A 20,674-nucleotide genomic window follows, 5' to 3' on the forward strand; every position below is an offset into this window, starting at 1 on the left:
TTAAATGGAATATTATTCAATTTTTAAGAAAGGGAGGAGTGGCCAAGCTTGTCTTATACATTATGCGCTATATGGTAGAGAAGTCATGCATGAACGGCAAGTATGAGGGGAAATAGAACGTTTTCAGTGATGTATATCACATGAAATTTGGTACTTGATTGGTAAAATAGGAAAAAAGGACTACGGGGTGTGCACATGAAATGGACTTTAGGAGCAAAGACTGTCGCAGGTCTGGTACTGATTTCGATTATTACCTACGGAACTAGCGGCTTTTTTATATTTTTTGTCAAAGACTGGGTTACGTTAGATATTCCGAATTGGGTATACATATCGATTATCCTGATCATGGGAGTATGCTGGAACGGGATTCTGGGATGGTTTGCCTCACGCTGGCTGACTCGTCCAATCGTTCACCTGTCCCGGGCTGCACAGCAGGTTTCAGCGGGAGATCTGACAACCGAGATTCCGCAGCGACGCACGCAGGATGAACTTACTGTATTATATGATGCTTTTCGCGCAATGGTTTCTAACCTTCGAAGCATTGTAAATGATATTGCAGACAGTACAAGAACGACTTCACAGAACGCACAGTCTCTGAGTGAAGCAATTACCCAGGCCGCCGAACAGATCGAGATGATGTCGGATGCGGTGGATCATATTGCGGTAGGCGTAGAAGAGCAGAAGGTCACTTCCCATCAATCTCTGATCACTGCGGATGAGATGCTGAACGATTTCCAGCGTATGCATAGCCAGTCCATGGATATGACAGAGATGTCCGGTCAGATGGAACGATCGGTGGATCATACCAAACAGACTTTCTCATCGTTGATGAAAGGGATGGACGAGCTGGCCGAGTCGCACAATCGTTCCCGCGACATTATGCTGTTGCTGGAGAAGGAAGCCTCCGATATCGAGGTAATTACCCAGTCTGTCAAAAACATCGCAGAGGAAACAGGGTTACTTGCCCTGAATGCTTCCATTGAGGCTGCACGAGCTGGCGAAGAGGGTTCTGGTTTTGCAGTCGTGGCGCAGCAGATCCGCAAGCTGGCAGACGAAAGTAAGGAATCGGTACACCGTATTAATGAGCTGATTAGTCGTGTGCAAGAGCGGATCAGGGAGACAGCCCAACTGTCTCATGAGCAGCATGGTCTCGTGGTTAATGAATCGGAGCGGACCGTCTCTGTGGATCAGACGTTGCATGAACTGACAGGAACAGTGGAAGTATTTATGAAGGGTGCGCATGATATCGGTTCCAAGATTGCAGAACAGACCGGTCGCGTGGAGCAAACGCACGGTCATGTGAAGAAAATCCAGGGGAAAGCCGGATCGTTCTCGGATGAGGCGAGACGAATTATGGATGCCGCACACGAAGAGACAGCCATCATGGAGGAGATTTCATCTTCGGCTGAAGAACTGAGACAATTAACCGATCGGTTATTGGACAAAACCAAAGCATTCCGGATGCAGCCTTAAGCTGTGTTCGGGATTTTTTTTGTTTTTGGAGAACAGTTTTGGCATGATAATTTGCTTATTCTGGTTAAAGCCGAACGTTCTTTCGTGAAAACGAAAATTTGTAAAGATTATTTTATGAAAGATTAACAAATTCGCAACTTGCAGGCGATAAATGAAGATATAATAGGATTATCACAACAGATAAAGGAGCCCAGTATATTGAAAACTTGGACAGGTATCCTGCTGATGATTATTCTGGCGGTAGCTACGATTAGTACAACTTCGGCTGCCAGAACCATGAATGAATCGCAAAAACAGCTTAACATAGATGATCAATCCAGCCAGACCGAAGTGGTCGAGGCTTCCAATATAGATAAACTGCATGACACAGCGAAGACAACACAGGAATCCATTCCCGTGAAAGAGGAATACGTTTCGGTAGCTCCAGAGAATGAGAAGGTCAGATTATACCCTATGAAAGTTGAGGGTTCAGGATATATATATAACGGAATGATTTTGGAAGTGGACGGCAAAGTGCAAGAATTTAGTGATTGGCAGGGAGAAGGCGGGTCTTACAAACCCGAAGTGCACGAGCTGGATCTGAATGGAGACGGCCAGAAAGAAATTATCGTTTTGTACACGGAAGGTCATGGAACAGGTATTTATTTGGGACAAGCACGTATCATTAATCCGGTAACGCTGGAAGAGATGAAGATGCAATCTCTGGATGAGATTGCGAAACAGCATGTGAAGTCAAAAGTTACAGTTAGATCAGACCGTGTGGATGTTGATGTCTCCGTTGATGGCGTTCAAACAGAACCTTTACGGATCGAGGAAGATACGAGTGGCGGCGTATATAACGAAGAGTTGGGATTCGGTGGAGTTACCTATTACAGTGTAGAGGATGGCCAGCTTGTCGTATCAGCAGCAGGATCTTACGGTGCGGCTTTATATGCGGGTGATCTGACATTCACTTATGAGTATCAAGATGGCGAGTGGAAGGCCGTAGATTTGAAGTACAGCATGGAAGTGTATGAAGAAGAATATTATGAATCTTTTGATTGATATCAACCTGTTGATATCATAGTGCATCGGGAATTGAATGTTCTCAAGTGTCAAGTTAAGTGAACATCTGACAAGAATATCTTCCTTACTCCGTATACGGACAGTGGGAAACAGGGCGAGGCTGAAAAAAAAATGGGGACATACAGCCTCGTTTTGTGCTGCCCTGAAATAGGCAATGTGTACTAAAAATGCAGTAAACAATTGACATTATCACTTTAGTCGTTTAAATGTATAAAGGACAAATCATTTTAACATTCAGGAGGGATTTTGATGAAGAAAAAAGTTGTACTGGGTTTGATGGTAGGCACATTAACAATTGGGATCGGAACAGGTGCACTCGCAGCAACAGGACTGGAACAGATTAAAGCCTATCTGAACAGCAAGATTACGCTAAAAATGAATGGTGCCACGGTGACAGCCAAAGATGCCAATGGTAAAACAGTGTTGCCTATCACTTACAACGGAACGACTTATTTGCCTGTGCGTGCTGTGGGATCTTTGCTTGGGACAGAGATCACTTATGACAGTGCAACTTCATCCGTCCTGATTGGCGGAACGAATGGATCTGCGCCCGTAACCAACGGAAAAGTAACGCTGAGTGCACTTGGAACATCCGTACTGGGATCTACCGCTTGGCACACCAAAGATCCTAAGGATACCACATATAAAGGCAAGGATTACAAGGATGTTTATCTGCATAATGATCCTACGAAACAGGGGGATGATATCCAGATTAATACGGGTAAAAAGTATTCTTCTCTGCACTTGGAACTTGCCGCGCTGAAAGGAAATCAGGAGATTCATATCTATGATCAGGATCTCGCGACACTCAAAAAGTTCAATATCACTCCAGAAAGCGGTATGATGAGTCTAGATGTGGATGTTAAAGGTACAGACGCTGTCTATGTAGAGATTGTATCTGAAGATCCGGGTTCAGCTCTGTTTGTACCGCTCACAACATCGTATCTGACGAAGTAAAACACAATCTGCAAGTTTGCGACCTTACAGAAGGGGCAAGGCAAGCATAAACATAAAAAAACGATGATTCAGTAGGCGATTCCTGAACCGTATCCGGTATTCAGAGCTGCCTGGTGAACATCGTTTTTTATTTTCTTTTTGTTACGAATATTAACGAATGACGGTATCCAGCGGTTTGAGATTGGCTTCAATCTCGGCGCGGCGACCTTCAAGGAATGGAGGCAAAGCAAGCGATTCACCCAGATGCTCCAATTCTTCGTCTGTATCAAATCCCGGACCATCGGTTGCAAGTTCGAACAGAATCCCGTTTGCTTCACGGAAATATAGGGAGCGGAAGTAGAAGCGATCTACAAAACCGGAGTTAGGGAATTGGAAGTTACGAACCCGTTCCACCCACTGTTTCAGTTCTTCTTCGTTATCCACACGGAACGCAACGTGGTGTACGCTACCACGTCCAGGACGCTCTTGGGCAAGGTCATTCCGTTCCTCAACATGCACCTCGGAGCCGCTGCCACCTTCACCGGATTCAAAAACGAGTACATCAGGTTGACCTGGAGTAAAGGCAGGATAACTTCCTTTAGCTCTGAAACCGAGCAGTTCGGTAAGAACCGGAGCGGTAAGGGAAGCATCTTTTACCGTAAGATGGATAGGGCCAAGACCTACAATGCCATACTCGGCAGGCACAGGGCTCTGATCCCATGGTTTACCACCAGCGACACCTGTATTGTTTTCATCCGAGACCAGAATCAGACGTTGACCTTCAAAGTCTGTGAACGAGAGCGTGGCACGACCACCCCGTTCAACAATCTCTCCATGTGGGACTTCGAATTCGTCAAAACGCTGCTGCCAGTAAGTCAGTGCTGCATCACTTGGAACGCGCAGTGACGTGCCAGATATACTGTTCACGCCTTCACGAGTCTGTCCGGCCATCGGAATCTCGAAGAAGGTAAGTTCGGTACCCGGATTGCCTTTCTCATCGCCATAGAAGAGATGGTAGACGGACACGTCATCCTGGTTGACTGTTTTTTTAATGAGGCGCAGACCCATGATGTTGGTGTAGAAACGATAGTTCTGATCGGCATGTGCTGTTAGAGCGGATACGTGGTGAAGTCCTTTGATTTGCATAATAATTCCTCCTAGATGAAATGGGATAGTGTAAATGTTCAGTTGAACGTTTGTTAAGTGCGGTATATTGTATTTCGATTAAGAAAGTTACTAACTTTTCGTTTGTTTTGGTTCTGAATTTATCTTAACATAAAGATATTTAAATTACAATGCTTATTTAGAATTCCAACTGGACAGCACTTTCATTCAATGGCAAAATGAAAAAGTTAACATTAAAGAGAGATACTGTTGGTGAAATCCTTGTAAAGGAGAGAAGAGATGCATGGCGTATCCACCATGGCTGGACCCTTATGATGCAGAGCCGTTTATCCTGTTCTCCACTTCACATATCGTTTCAATTAGCGTAATTACAGCATTGATTGTACTGATGTTTTTGCTTCGACACCATCTTCGATCATGGTCAGAGAGGGCACGCCGCATACTGCGGATTGTTCTGGCTTGTATCATGTTTGCCTCCGAAATCGTGCTGCAGCTCTGGTATGTGTATGGAGGGATATGGAGCCTGCAGACGTCACTGCCACTCGAACTATGCAGTCTGTCTCTGCTATTATCGGCGTTGTTACTACTGACACGCAGTCGACTGTTGCATACTGCACTGCTGTTTGCAGGCATTGCCGGAGCCCTTATGGCGATCCTGACTCCTAATCTGGGTTATGGTTATGCACATTTTCGATTTATTCAATTTTTCGTTGCTCATGCCTGCATTATTCTGGCTTTACTCTACATGACCTGGGTAGAACAGCTGCGACCTAGCTGGAGATCTGTAGCAGGTTCGATGATATTTGTGAATGTGGCAGCACTAATTGTATACATTGTAGATGTCATGCTTGACGCGAATTATATGTTTTTGAGACACAAGCCGAGTACACCCTCGGTGCTGGATATGCTAGGTCCGTATCCCATGTACATCCTTGGGGAAGAGATACTTGCGCTAGTTTTGTTCTCGCTAATGTACATTTTGCTCTTTGCCATTCCAGATCGGTTGAAGCATCGTGTGAAAAAAGGTAAAAGCTCCGCGGTATAGGGATAATCCTTGTAGTTGCGTCTGCGCCGTATTATAAACTCTTTATAAATAAAATATCCCGCAGTAACCTGACTGGATCAGGTCGCTTGCGGGATGTTTGGGCGTTGTCCCTGAATGGGGCCAGCTTTTATATGTTTATCCACGGAGCAGAGATTCCGCACCATCCACGTAGATTCGTGTACCTGTAACATGAGAGGCTTCATCGGAAGCGAGGAACAGAACGAGGTTCGCCACTTGCTTCGACGTTCCAGGTTCGCCCTTGAGCGGATGTTCGTGACCCTCAGGGAATTCAACAGGAATCTGTACTTCTTTCAGATCATCCGACGGGTAGGTGTTATCATCAATGTTGGTATCGATGGCTCCCGGGCAAACGGCATTTACACGGATCTTATAACGAGCCAGCTCCAGTGCAGCCATCTTGGTAAATGCAGTTTGTCCCGCTTTGCTGGAAGCGTATGCAGAGAAACCAATCCCTGAGAAGACCCGGTTACCGTTGATGGAACTAGTGATAATGATGCTGCCGCCATGTTCTTTCAGATGAGGAATAGCATATTTGACGGTTGCGAAGGTTCCGCGCATATTGATCTCCATCGTCTGGTCCCAGTCCTCAATTTCCATCGTTTCAATCGGGGCCATCGTTCCGTTAATGCCGGCATTCGCAAATATGATATCCAGTTTACCCGCTTCAGCCGCAGCCTGATTGATTGCCTTCTGCACATTATCCGGTTTGGAGATATCACATTCGATCACATACGCTTCTCCGCCAGCCTTTTCAATCGTCTGCTTGGTTTCCTCCGCATTTTCGGGTGTGCGATCCAGCATGTACACTTTGGCCCCATGTTCGGCGAATCGAATAGCAGTAGCCTGACCAATACCCGATCCACCTCCGGTTACAATCGCCACTTTGCCTTCCAAACGTTGTTCTGTCATCTCTGATCCCTCCATGAGTTAGATTATCGTTGTACGCTCTACTTCTAACATACCCGGCTCAAGACGCGTGAATCATATGTGTATATATCAAAAAGAACAGGACCGCAACGCGGCCCTGTTCTGTGAGCAGATCATCTTCATGATCTGTCTGCTGTAATATTATTTTGGCATGTGAATGGTAGGAAACACCCTCAGGTCATGCCCTGGTTTACTTATGTTTCTTCCAGTCCATTGCACTGTTATTGAGCAAATATTCGAAATCGTTATCTCGGCGCTTCTGCTCCGCTTGGCGAGCTTCTTCTGCCTGCTGACGTTCCTGCTCTTTAAGAGCCGCTTCGGTAGCCTTTGCCTCATCCGCCTGAGCTTTCAGCTTCTCCAGCACATCACTGCTAAGCAGATCCTTCAGTGTTGTGGGTTTATCCTGTGCTACTGCTGCTTTGGGAGCAGGAGTGCGTTTTTTGGATTTTGCCATAGGAAAATCTCCTTTCCAAACATGAATCAGGTTCCATTTATCGTACAGTAGTCATAGTATATCAGGTTCCCGTAAAGCATTCCATGAATCTGCGGAACAAAAGCAGGAAAACGAGGGTTGCGTGACGAATGAAAACGGGTATAAAATCATATACTATTACCGATACTGCGACTATTCCCTGGAGAAAGGAGTCGTTGTTCGTGGAAGTAAACCGTGGTTTACTGAAAGGGCTTGCATGGGGCGTTGCCTTTAGCTGCCCGTTATGGATTGCGATTATCGGCTGGTTACGTTTGATGGGATGGATGTATTGAGGATGATACCGGAAGAGGTCATTTTTTATAAAGTCATATATGTAACCGTTATCATTAAAATCAATAAATAAAGCTCTGCCTTGCGAGATACGCACAGGACAGAGCTTTTGTTTGTTTTGCAGTTCATTAACTCATTAACGAGATATAAAAATGAGGTTTCATCTGTTTGGCTAAGCTGCTGATTAAGGCACTTTTACCGGCTCTGGATACTCCAGACCATGGGTGTCTACCGTAACTTTTTTCATGACCTGATCGGTATCGGGTTTGTCCTTGATTTTGCTTATTTTCTGAGCTGCAATACCATCAACGACTTCTAAACCTTCGGTTACTTTACCAAAGGAAGCATAGGCATTATCAAGATGATCCGCGTCAGCTAACATGATGAAGAACTGAGAACCAGCGGAATCCAAATTATCTCCGCGTGCCATGGAAATGACTCCGCGGGTATGATTCAGGTGATTTTTGTGACCGTTGGATGTAAATTCACCCTTAATGGCATACCCTGGGCCACCTCGACCATTACCGTCTGGATCTCCGCCCTGAATCATGAAACCTGGAATAACACGGTGAAAGATTGTGCCATCATAGAAACCCTGATTCGCTAGTGAAATAAAGTTGTTCACCGTATTGGGCGCAATTTCCGGATATAGCTCAATGACGATCTTCTGTCCATCTGCCATTTCAATAGTAGCTACCGGATTGGGACCCGTTGGTTCAACTGGAGCTGGTGTTTCTGTAGCGCCACTCGAAGGGCGTCCACAACCACTAATGACGATAAGCAGCATCGCGAGAACCAGCGAAACCACTGTGTTTTTTTTCCACCGTAAAGACATGAAAACGTTCCTCCTTGCATCTCTGCATTATATATTTTCTCCAAATCCTATTTGGATATTTACCCAACTATCATACCGTTTTTGTGGACAGGATGGCAATGTAATACATGTGTTTGTGGTGAACAAGGGATGGCCTTCATGGAATGATGGGTGTAAAATAAGGAAAATGCTTCCGCATCGGTGACGTACGGGTCTGTGCCGTCCGCTCCAATACACGGCAGTCCCGGCGTCAGTAACGGAAAGGGCGTGCGGGTATATGAACTTCTCGTGGAAGCGCAATCTGGTCATATTGTGGATTGGTGTATTTTTTTGCAGCACCGCGTATTCGATCTCGATTCCATTTCTGCCCCTGTTTCTAAGTGCTGACTTGGGGGTTCGTGATCACCTGGAGTTATGGTCAGGACTGGCATTTGGCATTACGTTTCTTGCGAGTGCACTCGTGTCTCCGTTCTGGGGATCACTGGCTGACAAATACGGACGCAAGCCCATGCTGATCCGGTCGGGATACAGCCTTGCCGTCTTGTATTTAATCAATTATTTCGTGCAGGACCCGTATTCACTGATTGTTGTTCGATTGTTTCAGGGTCTGCTTGCAGGGTTTGTTCCAGCAGCGATTGCTCTGGTAGGTACGAATACACCTGAAGAGAAGACTGGTTATGCACTTGGTATTATGTCCACTGCAGGAGCCACGGGTGGTATTATCGGACCGTTAATTGGTGGCGTGGTGAGTCATTATTATGGGAACCGGAATGCATTTTTGTTTTCGGCTATTGTTGTGTTAGTCTCCGCGATCATCGCAACCTTCTGGGTAAAAGAAGAGAACTTCAACCGGAACAAAGCGCGTTCCCACGTCATGGATGACATTCGTGAAGCAAGAGCGAATCGTTTGTTTATGACGGTGCTTGGCATGATGGGCATATGTACGTTCTCCGTCATGATTCTGGAGCCATTATTGACGGTCTATGTGATGGAGATGGGCGTTCAGCCGGATCGTGCCTCACTCAGCTCGGGTATTATTTTCTCAGCGGTGGGGGTAGCAACAGTTATTATGGCACCGCGTTGGGGCAAGATTGGTTCAAGGATTGGATACGGTAAAGTGTTGATCATTGGACTTGTTGGTGGGGCTGTAGGGAATCTTCTGCAGTTCTTTACAACAGGATATATCGCATTCGGCATTTTACGATTTGTGTATGGTTTATTCTTTGCCGCTGTATTTCCGGCAATTAACGCCATGATTGTGCAGGCTACCGCATCAAGTTTCCGGGGCAGGGCTTTTAGTCTGAATCAATCCGCTGCCCAGATCGGGACGATGGCGGGACCGATTATTGGTGGTGTACTTGGGGGCTGGCTGCCGATACGCTGGATATTTATTATTAATGGAGTGGCATTGATCATCACTGCGATGGTAGCGAAGTGGTCAGGATTGGATCACAAACTGCCAGTGGCAAGTAAGGTTTCCGCTAAGCGATGATGCTAAATCACCAAGAGTACGTGAACTTACAGGTAACAAAAAAGATGACGCTGTGAAATTACAGACGTCATCTTTTTTAAGTCTACTACGGATCTATATAAGTTAGTCATCCGAAGAGGGCTTACGAGAAGCCTTCTCTTTGGGAATGGCATGTTCGACCGCATCACGTTGATCCTCATCCTCAAGTGCTTCGGGGAAGGAGTCCTCAGTGAACAGTCCGAAGTCCGGGTCAATATCCCGTTCGGTCACGAGATTATCCGGTTCATGCACATGCTTTTGGCGATCTTCCTTCATCGTGTATGCACCTCCTCATTCAGGATGTCATAACAGCTGTTAATGTCGCGGTGGAATGTCGTTCTCTGGTTTAGCATCCGCACCAGCACCATTAAGCAAGTCGGTACCATGCAACGCATCCGGATCGGGTGCAGCAGGATCAACCGGACTGTTCGGTTGCAGAAGATCTGCATCCGGTACAGATTCCAGCGGTGTCTCAGCCAAACGTGAATCCAATTCCGGCTCATCCACAGCGGTTGCGGCTACGGGTGCCAGATCCGAATCTTCCGTAACAATCCGTCTGCCGGAAACTTCATCAAAGGTATCCATATCGCCTTCCGGGACTTCCGTCTCTGGTGGAATATCGCGGGACCTCTGATAACGGTCATAATAGCGGTCGCTCTCTTCGTTACTAATTGGTTTGTCAGACATGAGTAACACTTCCTTTCATTGTCGGTTGTCCAAATGCTTCTTACCCCGTAGTTACCCAAAGCGCTAGTATTGTAATCTTGCACAGGTTATTATCTCCGGGTGTTCGCTACGATATGAATGCCTTAGAATTTGGGGAATACATATTTAACCAAGAAGTATAAGAATCCGAAAAAGATAATGATATATGCGGCATATTTAATAAATGTGGAAGCGACCATACTTGAATCCGATTTATGCTGAACATCCTTATGTTCTACCTCAACCGTACGATGGGGCTCATTCATTGTAATCATCTCCTTAGCGTGTTTGTTTGCTTTGAGAAACCATTACACCCGGAGCAAAGGATTGAATCGCAGCCACCGTTTTTACAGCTTTTCCTGTTTTGCCTATGTTATGATGAAGCTTGAATATGTAAGGGAGGGATTCATGTGGACTGGTATACACTGGGTAATATGATCACACGCATCCGTATCGGGCAAAAGGCGTCCACACCCGGGTTCTCCCGTACCGTCATCCGTCGTCCGGATGGTTTGTTTTGGGTAGGCGGTATATGGTCCGGGCAAGTTGTCCAGTTGCGGGATTTCCTTTTTTCCGACATATGGACCATCTATGATGATGAGGAGACAGAGCAGTGGCTTGAATTTCGCAGTCAAGTTGAACAGAAAGAACGGGAAATGATAGTGAACCAGTTCGAAGACTTGCGTGATTAATCGGATAACTTTAACAATAAAATGGAAATAAGACTATAAATCGACTTAAATGTGAAATTTCATTTTATCTCAAGAAGGTGACGTGACAAACGGTGGCGAATGATAAATGAGAGAATCTAAGATAGGGAAAATTAGAACTTTGAGGTGCTGTGAATGAAAAATGTGCCCAAAGCTATCGTCATCTTATGGATGAGTGTATTGATTATTCTAGGCATGCCACATGGGATAGTCTTTGCAACTACAGGAGCGGTTCAGCAACCTGTATCCATTACAGGATGGGAAGTAAAATGGGGGAACGTTGACGACCAAGGATTCATCAGTGAGGTTAAGGGAGCAGACGAGATATGGGAAAAGCAGGGCAGCGATAAGTTAGAGTATAGCAATACGGATCGATCGAATTCTTTATGGACTCGCCTGACCATCCCTGAGTTGAGTGAGGAAAGTTCAGCCATTCGATTTGAGAACATTAAAGGCAATCATATTGTTGTTTATCTGGAAGACCGCAAGGTCTACGAGAACTATCATTACAATTATGATAATAATGCGGTGTTGCTGCCCTTATCCAGCCAAAATTCAGGTGACACGCTCTATGTATGGTCGCAAAATGAAAAAGGCCGTCTGGGGATACAAGGTACTGTTCAGGTTGGACCTTATGCCGCGTTACAGGAGAAATATATTCATAACGGACTTATTGATGTAATTTTGGGCGCGACCTTTGTGTTCACAGCGATTACGATGCTGAGTTGTACGTTCTTCCTTGGCAAATTCCATAAGGGATTATGGATCTCGCTATGCATTGTGATGGGTTCCATCGGCACGATGATCATCACGTACTCGCAATTTTTGTATACGTTCTATCAGGTATATGGTGACCTGTATTCCGTAGTCTTTGATCTGGCGATGCTGCTGGGTATGCCAGCGCTATGTTATTTTTTTGAACAGATAATCGGGCCAGGACTGCATGGAATCTTCACCAAACTGCGAAAAATACTATTCATATATTCAGTTATCGCTGTGTTCTCTCTATTTATCTATGTGACTTCAGGTGGGCAATGGGAGATCCTCTACAATCTGCTCGTACAGCGTGTGGTTGGCATTGTGCTGGTCATTCTGCTGACAATCCTGTTGGTTGGTACCATCGCCAAAGCGCTGCAACGAAATCGGGAAGCTATGCTGCTTGCAACGGGATTCGGTACATTTGCCTTGATCAGTGTGGCTGAACTGTTGTGGTATTATCAGCGGAGTGGGACGTATCATCTGTTATGGTGGAAATGGTCCATGGTTGCATTTGTGATCTCGTTGATTGCCATTCTCGGAAGTCGCTTTGCCGAAAAACATACTAAAGTTCTAGAGTATTCCAAGGAACTGGAGCTGTTCAACAATGAGTTGCAGCGATCCGAAAAAATGGAGATTATTAGTGAATTGGCCGCTTCCGTTGCCCATGAAGTACGTAATCCACTTCAGGTGACAAGAGGGTTCTTGCAACTTATGACGGAACAGGAAGACAACAAAAATAAGGGGTATGTGCGAATTGCACTGGAAGAACTTGATCGGGCTTCGGGCATCATAACGGATTTTCTTACCTTTGCCAAACCTGAGTTTGATCATATTATCTCGCTCAATATCTCGGATGAATTCAATCATATTGAAGGCATTCTTGTGCCGATGGCTAATCTGGAAGGTGGTAAAATCACCACTGACATTCCGCCAGATCTATATATTCGAGGCAATTCCTCGAAGTTTAAGCAGGCTTTTATCAATATTATTAAGAACAGTATTGAAGCTCTGCAGGGACAAGGTCAGATTGATATCTGGGCGTACAAGCAGGATGGAATGATTAAGGTGCATGTCAGGGATAACGGAGAAGGAATGGACGAGGAAGCACTCTCCCGGTTGGGCGAGCCTTATTTCTCCAATAAAATCAAAGGCACAGGCCTCGGCATGATGGTGACATTCCGAATTGTTGAAGCGATGCAAGGACAGATCAGCTTTACAAGCACCAAAGGGGTAGGAACAGAAGCGGTTGTATCTTTTGTCGAGTTCGTCGATTGACGAACTCACAGAAGGATACAGCGGCTTTTTTTTGTTCCTACCCCTAATTTCTTACACTACAAGATTAGCTCACCCGAATTAACTTCTCCAAGGTCCGCAATTCACATCATAATTTACTTTGGAAGGATTGGGAGGTATGACAAGCACATAGTCATTCTGCTGCTCCTCAACAGTACGTACCTGAATGTGCTCCGGAATTACGATGCCGAACGCTTCACGAAGCGCCTGCTTCGGATTGGAGTGCAATTGTTGTCTGAAGTGCTCGTCAGTCCAAGCCTTTTCAATAATATCCTCATGCAACGTTTTCTCTGATACCATCATCGTCAACATTCCCTTCATATTTAAAATTAAACTAAATCAGCTTAGTCCTTATGCTCAGAATCCCAACTGTTGCTCGCTAATCCAGTGATGAAACCCACCTTGGAGGAGCTGTTTCTTCCGTTGTGTAATGTCCTGAACAGCTTGTACTAAAGTGTTGCATAAATAAGAATTAAACGCCTCAAGATGCGATATTCCTAAGTTAGACGATATTAGTGTACGATTATAGTGATAAGCAATGTCTACGTAAGAGTTCATGAGTTGTGTATTGTATACATTGTCATGTATACGTTCGCTTAAAGGATGAACTGGATAGTTGTGATTCAGTGCTGCGGATATGTGGGAGAGGTAGCTGTTGTAGTTTCCATGCACAGCATCTTGTTGAGTGTCTGTGAAGTCATCGGTCATCTGGAGTGTCATGAGTGTGATGTTGATGGCAGAACACACCGGGATGATCCGGTCGGACTGATTCAGCAGAAGCAGTGCACCAGTAGCTCCAATGAGGAGAGGGGCAGCCTTTTGCGCAATCAACAAGGGATTCTGTTGGAAATAATCAATGGAATGCTCACCCGTAACACTCACGGCCCAATCCACTACATATTGTCTGAAATAGACCCAGAACGTGGAGGAAGGATTGAATAATACCGAGTAAGATTGAAGTGCATCCATGTAATATAGATTACCAAGAGATAACTTCAATGTGGCATTCTCCGGTTGTTCATCCATCACGTCGTCCTGATTCAGAAAATATAACATATGGATGAGACAGGCTGTACTTAATTGGTGTGCTTTCTCTGGGGGTAGTTTATCTGAGTGTTGCATCCAAAGTGGAGTGATGTACCCGATGTAGCTGTGTCCCGAATCTCGTAACAGCGGATTAACCGAACGAAGCTGCTCTAATGCATGTCCTGACAAGGGTTCGGGATATTCCCGTACGAGTTGTTCCGCTGAAGCAAACACGACCTCCAGATCGGATCTAAACGGATCTAACCAATCTTTCCGCATTATTACATATCGTCCTTCCTGCGATAAGGTGACTAAGGACTGTTCGACTAGATCATGAAGTTACATTTAGTATAGCGGAAATAAACTGAAAAAAATAGGATTTTTTGTGATCAATTGTGAGAAAAATGATGACTTTTTGTATTTTATGGCATAAAAAAGTGGATTTTAGGCTCAAACTAGGAAGGCACAGGATTTCGACATCGGAAAGGCGGCAGAAAAATGAATTTGAAATGGAAAACATGGATGGCAGCCGGATTGGCAGCCGTAGTTATAACAGCAGCAACAGGACATGTGGCATTTGCTGATCCAGCCGTTCGTGCAGAGCAACATGATGATGCGTCAAAAGCTTCTTCCTCCGGCAAACCAGCGAAGCCATGCATGCAGGCAGGACACGGTCTGTTCATGATTGGTGAGACGGCAGACTTGCTTGGGATTGGACTTCGGGATCTGAAAGAACAGATGGAACTTGGCAAGACGTTGTCCCAGATTGCGAAAGAGCGTAAGGGACTTAGTGAGGAGCAGTTATTGCAGAAGTTGAAGCCTACACTGGCACAGCGTTTGGATCAAGCTGTGGAAGAAGGTTGTCTCACCAAGGAACAAGCTGCAGCCACGAAGGCAGACATGGATACCAAGTTGAAAAAGGTCATTAATACACCGCTGCGTGATTTGCGGCGTGAATTTGCCCACCATGGCAAACGTTCCATGGTAGATAAGGGCGAAATTGCCCGGTTTATTGGAGTGACCCCTGCTCAACTGCACGAGCAGCTTCAGGGAGGGAAATCCCTGGCTGAGATTGCTCAGGCAAAAGGCATTAGCGAAACGCAGCTGGTGGACAAGCTGAAGGAACAATTAACGGGTGATTTGAAGATATTTGTGAATCAGAAGGGCAACGTGCATCCAGCCCCGGGTCCCCAGGAACCTGTTCCTGGAAGATCAACTTCGAGCGAAGTAAAATAAAGAAGAGCGTCTCCATAAGGGGACGCTCTTCTTGCTTCATAATGTCTCACGCGTTCCCCGACTGTGAGCGGGAATAGGTGAGGGGCTTGGCTGGGGTGAGTTTCTCTTATCCGCATTAACAGATGAATTAGGTACAGAACGTGGTTTGCGCATTAACCCTACGGTGAAACGTGAGCCAGGAAGCTTGGACAGCGCCCAACTGATTGCAAGAGCAATACCAACGGTTACAAGGAACGATAGCAACGTTACAGGCAGATGCCATCCACTGAGTTGAAGCGGTCTGGTGACATAAGCGATCGCGTAGATCACCAGTGCATGAACCAGATATCCACCAAATGAATAACGGCCAATCCAGGCTAAGAGGCGCTGAAACCATGTATCTTTGCCCCGCATCAGTACAAGGAAACCATACATCATAAACATCTGAGCCATAATGATCAGGAATGTGGTTGGTTTCAGATAGGTGGAGATATTCAGATTAACAACATCCCCGGACCCACGCAGCACATCGTAACCAAGCCATATATACATCCCTATAAACAGACAGATCGTCCATGGCAGGATCTTTGTGGTCCAACTCCTCCAGCTATCCACTGACCAGGCACACACGGCACCCAGTAAAAAGTAAAACCAGTACATCACCCATGAATAGGAGCGATATTGCAGCAACGTTGACCAAGGCTCAGACATGGATTCTGTCCAGCCCCCCATATTATAGTAGGACCATTGCATAAGCAGGGCATATAGTACTGCTGCAAAGAGAATTAGTCCGATAATGACTTGCATGGGCGTGAAACGTGAGGTGTTCTGGATACGTCTCTGAATGGCTTTTGCTCCTGTCCAGAACAGGGGGAACAGAATATAGAACTGAAACACCATAATAACAAACCAGAGATGATACCCCGTCTGTGGTATAAACAGTTCACGAATCAGACTGCGAAAATCCGGTATGCCTGCAAGCCAGAACGCGGGGGTGAAGATACGGACAGAAAGCCAGTAGATCAGTGTCCATACGACAAACGGCATATAGATATCGCCAAATCGCTTTCGAATGAAGCGAGGATAGTCCGGTTTGGTGTTACGATGATGGTAAAACAACATTGCACCCGATAGAAATACAAACGTTGGCGTACCAAATCGGGTCAGATGATAAATCATGGTCAGCATAATGGAATCCGGTTGTTCAATATCAGCGCGATAGATATACTCAGCGATACTATGCTGCATGACGATTGCCAGAAAGGCAATGCCCCGCAGTTCGGTCCATTCCGTTATTCGCGGTTTTTTCACATTGTAATCCTCCCTCCAGGAACCGGAGTTCATCATATAAGGGTACCCGTTAAACATTAAGACTGCATTAAATGGAGAAAATAGGTACAAAAAAGACGGCTTTGGCCGTCTTTTCTATTGATATATCTCATGCTTGTTTTAGTTCTGTTCCTCTGATGATGGAATCTCTGAGGACGCGGCATCTTCTTCAAACAGTTTCTGAATGTAGGACTGGAGTTTGGTCACATCAACACCCAGTACCTGAGCTGAGCCGACCAGTTCATTGGTGAGTAGTTTGTTCGGTGGAATCTGCTGCTGATCGATATCGTTCACATGAATATCGAAGCCGAGTGATGCGAGTTTTAACATCTGGGTTGGACTGAGGTCTGTCTCAATGTAGGGAGCGATGGCTTCCAGGATATCCGGGATTTTGAAGAGTGACGTAGTGCTCTGCATTTTCTTGGCCAGCTCGGTCATGAAGATCCGCTGCCGTTCGGTGCGCGTAAAATCCGAGGTGGCATCATGCCGGAACCGAACATATTGCAGAGCGGTTTTGCCGTCCATATGCTGCAATCCTTTTTTTAAGTCAATGTCGTACATATGTTTATCTGCTTTACTGGTGTAATACATGTCTTTCTCCACATCGATCTCAATACCGCCTACCGCATCAACGAGTGCCATGAAACCTGTAAAGTCTGTGTAGACATAATGCTGAATGGGAATACCGAGCAGATCACTGACGGTTTGTTTGGTCAGCTCCGCACCCCCGTAGGAAAAGGCTGCATTAAGTCTGCTTTTGCCATGCCCGGGAATGGCGACATAGGTATCACGCAGTACGGAGAATAGATGGGCTTTCTTGGTGACCGGATCAATGGAAGCGACCATGACCGAGTCCGAGCGTCCTGCATCGTCGCCTCTTGAGTCTCCACCAAGGAGCAGAATGTTCACCCGTTCTTGGCCCTCCCATCTGGGAATCGTTGTCGTTGGTGTGTCTGAATCGCTGTCTGTGCCGGAAGAGGACGAGTTGGATGAAGTCCCGGAAGCCGTGGAGATGCTATTGGCAAAATGAACAATCGAATATCCGTAATATACAACGACACCTGTAATCGCAAGTGCCAGGGTCAGGGCTGTACCCCATAACCATTTTTTAAGCATAATCTTCACCTTTCTATGATTGAACTGATATGTAACCCAAACTAGTTTAACAAAAAGAAAGCAAAATGTCCTCTTTGATTTCGTAACTTCGGTCAATGTGAGGAATGTTTGACAAATAGTTAGTGTATATTTATTATGTAAAAAATAATCTTGTTTTGTGTAATGGGGGTATTAAAAGCCAGTTATGAATCAATCACTATTTAATTGGATTAATCAGTTTGCAGACCAAATACCGTTTCTGGACTGGTTTATGATCACATCATCCGAGTATGCGGTTTGGGTCATGATTGCACTGCTCGTTATCGTATGGTTTCTCGGCGATCCATCGAAACAACGAATTGTTTTTTATGCCTGTGTGGCTTCCATTGTAGCGCTAGTTCTGGCCAAATGGGGGATATCACCAGCGGTCGGTCACCCAAGACCTTTTGTAGAAGGGACTGTGCATCAGCTGGTTGCCCATGTACCTGATCCTTCTTTTCCAAGTAAACATGCTTCCTTTGTATTTGCTCTAGCGGCTGCTTCATTCTTTATTGGACGTCGCTTCGGGTCATGGATGTTGTTACTCGCTGTGTTGACAGGGGTGTCGCGTGTATATGTTGGTGTGCATTATCCAGGAGATATTCTGGGAGGATTCATTCTCGGAAGTCTGCTTAGTGTGGTTCTGATTACAACCCGCAATTATACCAAGTCGATTCCCGACTTCTTCATTAACATACACCGACGTGTTTTTCGTTAGCTTTTGAAAGCAATGTCTAGTGAAGTTTTGGTAGTTTAGTTTATTGAAAGAAGTCTCTTATCTCTGGTTCTGCCAAAGATGGGAGACTTTTTTTGTGTTATGTTCGAAGTTACATGAAATTTACAGAAATTGAATTCTAACATATACAATTCACGACGATAGGTGACGATATATTATAAATATGTATTATTTTGAGGAGTGGGACACATGGAAGACACGCGGGGGAATAAGTTGGGGATATTGAAGTTAACGATTCGAGGCAAGTTACTGACTGGTTTTCTCATAGTCGTGGCTCTGTTGATTGTTGTAAGCGTTTATGCGTTAATACAGATCCATAATATGTCTGGTAAAGCCAATGATGTGGATCAGACCTGGATGCCGAGTGTAAGCCTGCTAGGTATGATGAATGGTGATGTTTCGGATGTAGAGCGGTTGGCGCTGGCCATTATCGTTGAACAGGACGAAGACGAAAACGTCAAGTTAAATGAAGCGTTACAGCTGCTTCTTACCAAGATTGAAGATGAGCGCAAACAGTTGCAAACGTACTTTGTAGGCAACGAAGCAGCGCTTAAGCTGTATAATGAAGATTTCAGTACGAACTATGATGCATATCTGGCTAAAATGCCCGCATTCATCGAAATGGGTCTGAAAAACGATTATGCGGGAGCAAGCAGACTTCATACTGAGGCCTACCCAATGTGGTATACAGCAAACGACACCCTTGCCAAGTTAATTACCTTGGGCAATGAAGGATCGGATGCAGCAACGAATGATTCTGTCGAGTTGGCGGAGAATACATTTAATGTGATTTTGGCAGTGACGATTTTTGCATTCCTGATCGCCGTGTTCATTGCATTCTTCATTGCAAGCATCATCTCACGTCCAATCAAAAAGATGAATGAAGCGGCCATGGCTATTGCCAATGGTGATCTGACGGGTGAGACGATTGTGCTCAAGAACAAAGACGAATTGGGAACGCTCGCGGCTTCCTTCAATACCATGAGTGGTAATTTGCGCTCCATGATTGAATCGGTATCGATGACTTCCGAACAGGTAGCAGCTTCATCGGAAGAGCTTCTTGCAAGTGCAGAGCAGAATACTCAAGCCTCGGAACAGATTTCCGAAACGGTTGAGGAACTGGCCGTGGGCACGTCAGATCAAGTTGATATTGTGAAGCGCTCTTCACAGGCGATGAATGAGATGGCTCTCGGATCAGAGCAGATTGCCGAGCTTGCTCAGAGTGTATCCGTATCTGCTGTAGATGCGGCGAATCAATCTTCCGAAGGAAATATGATTATTCAGCAAGCGGTTGAACAGATGGGTTCTGTTCGAAATTCCATTGCTTCGCTTACTGAATTGGTTACAGGGCTGGGGGAACGTTCAGCAGAGATTGGAACCATTACCGAGGTAATCAACAACATTGCCCGGCAGACCAATCTGCTTGCACTGAATGCAGCCATTGAAGCCGCACGAGCAGGAGAGCACGGACGTGGTTTCGCCGTAGTTGCGGGAGAAGTGCGTAAGTTGGCTGAGGAATCTTCTACATCTGCGCAAAGAATTACGGATCTCGTTCAATTGATTCAGAAAGATACGGATCATGCTGTTCAGGCAGTGAAAGTGAACAGCAGTGAGACAGAAGCAGGAATCGAGATGGTTACTGCGGCAGGACAAGCCTTCGAGCAGATCTCGGATGCGGTCAACAAAGTAGCGGGTGAAATCCAGGAAGTATCTGCAGGTTCAGAGGAAATGTCGGCCAGTACAACTGAGGTTGTAGGATATGTAAGTCAAATCTCCAACATTGCCGGAGAGGCAGCGGGCGGGGTTCATAATGTATCTGCCGCAACTCAGCAGCAGTTGGCTTCGATGGAAGAGATTGCATCATCCGCAGGTTCATTATCCAAAATGGCCGAAGAACTGCAGGAGCAGATTAACAAGTTCAAAGTGTAACTAAGAGATGTTCTGTGATATCTAGGGTGTACAGAAACATACTGACAGGATGGTCAGAATGCCATTCGATTTGTACTGCTGATGATAACAAGGGCGAGAAGCTGTTTCTCTAACGCGCATATGCGTTAGAGAAACAGCTTTTTTTGTCACATGACGCAG

Annotated in this window: 21 protein-coding genes; 10 read left to right on the forward strand and 11 right to left on the reverse strand. The window is 45.5% G+C overall.

The genetic code is table 11. The features are described from left to right. The first annotated feature begins 195 nt into the window (after positions 1 to 195). The 3 genes from NST38_RS05955 (at position 196) to NST38_RS05965 (ending at position 3,495) form a co-directional block, all read left to right on the forward strand. Complete coding sequence (locus NST38_RS05955; RefSeq protein ID WP_036672371.1) at positions 196 to 1,473, forward strand: methyl-accepting chemotaxis protein; 1,278 nt, start codon at positions 196 to 198, stop codon at positions 1,471 to 1,473. 198 nt (positions 1,474 to 1,671) lie between these two features. Continuing rightward, positions 1,672 to 2,517, forward strand: a complete 846-nt coding sequence (locus tag NST38_RS05960) for a hypothetical protein (RefSeq protein WP_076251313.1) — start codon at positions 1,672 to 1,674, stop codon at positions 2,515 to 2,517. 270 nt (positions 2,518 to 2,787) lie between these two features. Then, on the forward strand, positions 2,788 to 3,495 hold the full coding sequence (locus NST38_RS05965) for a stalk domain-containing protein (RefSeq protein ID WP_036612085.1): 708 nt from the start codon (positions 2,788 to 2,790) through the stop codon (positions 3,493 to 3,495). Between the two features lie 150 nt (positions 3,496 to 3,645). Here the strand turns inward: NST38_RS05965 and NST38_RS05970 are convergent, their stop codons facing one another. Beyond that, positions 3,646 to 4,620: a ring-cleaving dioxygenase gene (locus tag NST38_RS05970; RefSeq protein WP_076251315.1), complete on the reverse strand. Its 975-nt coding sequence runs from the start codon at positions 4,618 to 4,620 to the stop codon at positions 3,646 to 3,648. 262 nt (positions 4,621 to 4,882) lie between these two features. Here NST38_RS05970 and NST38_RS05975 point away from each other — a divergent pair, with 262 nt between their 5' ends. Further along, positions 4,883 to 5,644 carry a YwaF family protein gene (locus NST38_RS05975; RefSeq protein ID WP_076251317.1) on the forward strand — a complete coding sequence of 254 codons (762 nt, stop codon included), beginning with the start codon at positions 4,883 to 4,885 and terminating at the stop codon, positions 5,642 to 5,644. A 135-nt stretch (positions 5,645 to 5,779) separates the two neighbouring features. Here the strand turns inward: NST38_RS05975 and NST38_RS05980 are convergent, their stop codons facing one another. The 3 genes from NST38_RS05980 to NST38_RS05990 form a co-directional block, all read right to left on the reverse strand. Beyond that, on the reverse strand, positions 5,780 to 6,574 hold the full coding sequence (locus NST38_RS05980; protein ID WP_036612094.1) for an SDR family oxidoreductase: 795 nt from the start codon (positions 6,572 to 6,574) through the stop codon (positions 5,780 to 5,782). A gap of 208 nt (positions 6,575 to 6,782) precedes the next feature. Beyond that, complete coding sequence (locus tag NST38_RS05985; RefSeq protein WP_076251319.1) at positions 6,783 to 7,046, reverse strand: YqkE family protein; 264 nt, start codon at positions 7,044 to 7,046, stop codon at positions 6,783 to 6,785. A gap of 493 nt (positions 7,047 to 7,539) precedes the next feature. Continuing rightward, a complete protein-coding gene (locus NST38_RS05990) occupies positions 7,540 to 8,190 on the reverse strand; it encodes a peptidylprolyl isomerase (protein ID WP_076251321.1) in 651 nt (216 codons plus the stop codon). Positions 8,191 to 8,446: 256 nt separating this feature from the next. On the opposite strand from NST38_RS05990, the gene NST38_RS05995 reads away from it, so the two are divergent. Next, positions 8,447 to 9,661 (forward strand): MFS transporter, encoded by a 1,215-nt coding sequence (locus NST38_RS05995; RefSeq protein WP_036612104.1) that lies wholly within the window; start codon positions 8,447 to 8,449, stop codon positions 9,659 to 9,661. Positions 9,662 to 9,763: 102 nt separating this feature from the next. On the opposite strand, the gene NST38_RS06000 is transcribed toward NST38_RS05995, so the two are convergent. The 3 genes from NST38_RS06000 to NST38_RS06010 all read right to left on the reverse strand — a co-directional run bounded on the left by NST38_RS06000 (position 9,764) and on the right by NST38_RS06010 (position 10,650). Further along, positions 9,764 to 9,955: a hypothetical protein gene (locus NST38_RS06000; protein ID WP_036611535.1), complete on the reverse strand. Its 192-nt coding sequence runs from the start codon at positions 9,953 to 9,955 to the stop codon at positions 9,764 to 9,766. 39 nt (positions 9,956 to 9,994) lie between these two features. Beyond that, positions 9,995 to 10,366, reverse strand: a complete 372-nt coding sequence (locus NST38_RS06005) for a hypothetical protein (RefSeq protein WP_036611534.1) — start codon at positions 10,364 to 10,366, stop codon at positions 9,995 to 9,997. Between the two features lie 122 nt (positions 10,367 to 10,488). Further along, positions 10,489 to 10,650 (reverse strand): hypothetical protein, encoded by a 162-nt coding sequence (locus tag NST38_RS06010; RefSeq protein ID WP_017690239.1) that lies wholly within the window; start codon positions 10,648 to 10,650, stop codon positions 10,489 to 10,491. A gap of 144 nt (positions 10,651 to 10,794) precedes the next feature. Between NST38_RS06010 and NST38_RS06015 the strand changes: the two genes are divergently transcribed. Together NST38_RS06015 and NST38_RS06020 are read left to right on the forward strand one after the other, a co-directional pair. Beyond that, positions 10,795 to 11,076, forward strand: coding sequence for a hypothetical protein (locus NST38_RS06015; protein ID WP_036611533.1), 282 nt, complete (start codon positions 10,795 to 10,797; stop codon positions 11,074 to 11,076). Between the two features lie 189 nt (positions 11,077 to 11,265). Beyond that, positions 11,266 to 13,128 (forward strand): HAMP domain-containing sensor histidine kinase, encoded by a 1,863-nt coding sequence (locus NST38_RS06020; RefSeq protein ID WP_341343860.1) that lies wholly within the window; start codon positions 11,266 to 11,268, stop codon positions 13,126 to 13,128. A 78-nt stretch (positions 13,129 to 13,206) separates the two neighbouring features. On the opposite strand, the gene NST38_RS06025 is transcribed toward NST38_RS06020, so the two are convergent. Next, complete coding sequence (locus NST38_RS06025) at positions 13,207 to 13,449, reverse strand: NHLP leader peptide family RiPP precursor (RefSeq protein ID WP_091015589.1); 243 nt, start codon at positions 13,447 to 13,449, stop codon at positions 13,207 to 13,209. 54 nt (positions 13,450 to 13,503) lie between these two features. Further along, positions 13,504 to 14,451: a hypothetical protein gene (locus NST38_RS06030; protein WP_076251325.1), complete on the reverse strand. Its 948-nt coding sequence runs from the start codon at positions 14,449 to 14,451 to the stop codon at positions 13,504 to 13,506. A 219-nt stretch (positions 14,452 to 14,670) separates the two neighbouring features. On the opposite strand from NST38_RS06030, the gene NST38_RS06035 reads away from it, so the two are divergent. Further along, positions 14,671 to 15,408 (forward strand): hypothetical protein, encoded by a 738-nt coding sequence (locus NST38_RS06035; protein ID WP_076251327.1) that lies wholly within the window; start codon positions 14,671 to 14,673, stop codon positions 15,406 to 15,408. Positions 15,409 to 15,444: 36 nt separating this feature from the next. Here the strand turns inward: NST38_RS06035 and NST38_RS06040 are convergent, their stop codons facing one another. Further along, complete coding sequence (locus NST38_RS06040) at positions 15,445 to 16,698, reverse strand: acyltransferase (protein ID WP_076251328.1); 1,254 nt, start codon at positions 16,696 to 16,698, stop codon at positions 15,445 to 15,447. A 138-nt stretch (positions 16,699 to 16,836) separates the two neighbouring features. Continuing rightward, on the reverse strand, positions 16,837 to 17,832 hold the full coding sequence (locus NST38_RS06045) for an LCP family protein (protein ID WP_076251331.1): 996 nt from the start codon (positions 17,830 to 17,832) through the stop codon (positions 16,837 to 16,839). A 184-nt stretch (positions 17,833 to 18,016) separates the two neighbouring features. Between NST38_RS06045 and NST38_RS06050 the strand changes: the two genes are divergently transcribed. Next, a complete protein-coding gene (locus tag NST38_RS06050) occupies positions 18,017 to 18,568 on the forward strand; it encodes an undecaprenyl-diphosphatase (protein WP_076251333.1) in 552 nt (183 codons plus the stop codon). A 207-nt stretch (positions 18,569 to 18,775) separates the two neighbouring features. Then, positions 18,776 to 20,515 carry a methyl-accepting chemotaxis protein gene (locus NST38_RS06055; RefSeq protein WP_083684457.1) on the forward strand — a complete coding sequence of 580 codons (1,740 nt, stop codon included), beginning with the start codon at positions 18,776 to 18,778 and terminating at the stop codon, positions 20,513 to 20,515. Positions 20,516 to 20,674 lie beyond the last annotated feature (159 nt).

Origin of the sequence: Paenibacillus sp. FSL H8-0104 (genome assembly GCF_038050215.1) — a bacterium.
GTDB lineage: Bacteria > Bacillota > Bacilli > Paenibacillales > Paenibacillaceae > Paenibacillus > Paenibacillus amylolyticus.

Bases quoted from the DNA above. Each gene is read 5' to 3' on its own strand.
- NST38_RS05955 (WP_036672371.1), top strand. From the start codon at position 196: ATGAAATGGACTTTAGGAGCAAAGACTGTCGCAGGTCTGGTACTGATT.
- NST38_RS05965 (WP_036612085.1), top strand. From the start codon at position 2,788: ATGAAGAAAAAAGTTGTACTGGGTTTGATGGTAGGCACATTAACAATT.
- NST38_RS05970 (WP_076251315.1), bottom strand. From the start codon at position 4,620: ATGCAAATCAAAGGACTTCACCACGTATCCGCTCTAACAGCACATGCC.
- NST38_RS05975 (WP_076251317.1), top strand. From the start codon at position 4,883: ATGGCGTATCCACCATGGCTGGACCCTTATGATGCAGAGCCGTTTATC.
- NST38_RS05980 (WP_036612094.1), bottom strand. From the start codon at position 6,574: ATGACAGAACAACGTTTGGAAGGCAAAGTGGCGATTGTAACCGGAGGT.
- NST38_RS05985 (WP_076251319.1), bottom strand. From the start codon at position 7,046: ATGGCAAAATCCAAAAAACGCACTCCTGCTCCCAAAGCAGCAGTAGCA.
- NST38_RS05990 (WP_076251321.1), bottom strand. From the start codon at position 8,190: ATGTCTTTACGGTGGAAAAAAAACACAGTGGTTTCGCTGGTTCTCGCG.
- NST38_RS05995 (WP_036612104.1), top strand. From the start codon at position 8,447: ATGAACTTCTCGTGGAAGCGCAATCTGGTCATATTGTGGATTGGTGTA.
- NST38_RS06000 (WP_036611535.1), bottom strand. From the start codon at position 9,955: ATGAAGGAAGATCGCCAAAAGCATGTGCATGAACCGGATAATCTCGTG.
- NST38_RS06005 (WP_036611534.1), bottom strand. From the start codon at position 10,366: ATGTCTGACAAACCAATTAGTAACGAAGAGAGCGACCGCTATTATGAC.
- NST38_RS06010 (WP_017690239.1), bottom strand. From the start codon at position 10,650: ATGAATGAGCCCCATCGTACGGTTGAGGTAGAACATAAGGATGTTCAG.
- NST38_RS06020 (WP_341343860.1), top strand. From the start codon at position 11,266: ATGAGTGTATTGATTATTCTAGGCATGCCACATGGGATAGTCTTTGCA.
- NST38_RS06025 (WP_091015589.1), bottom strand. From the start codon at position 13,449: ATGATGGTATCAGAGAAAACGTTGCATGAGGATATTATTGAAAAGGCT.
- NST38_RS06030 (WP_076251325.1), bottom strand. From the start codon at position 14,451: ATGCGGAAAGATTGGTTAGATCCGTTTAGATCCGATCTGGAGGTCGTG.
- NST38_RS06035 (WP_076251327.1), top strand. From the start codon at position 14,671: ATGAATTTGAAATGGAAAACATGGATGGCAGCCGGATTGGCAGCCGTA.
- NST38_RS06045 (WP_076251331.1), bottom strand. From the start codon at position 17,832: ATGCTTAAAAAATGGTTATGGGGTACAGCCCTGACCCTGGCACTTGCG.
- NST38_RS06050 (WP_076251333.1), top strand. From the start codon at position 18,017: ATGAATCAATCACTATTTAATTGGATTAATCAGTTTGCAGACCAAATA.
- NST38_RS06055 (WP_083684457.1), top strand. From the start codon at position 18,776: ATGGAAGACACGCGGGGGAATAAGTTGGGGATATTGAAGTTAACGATT.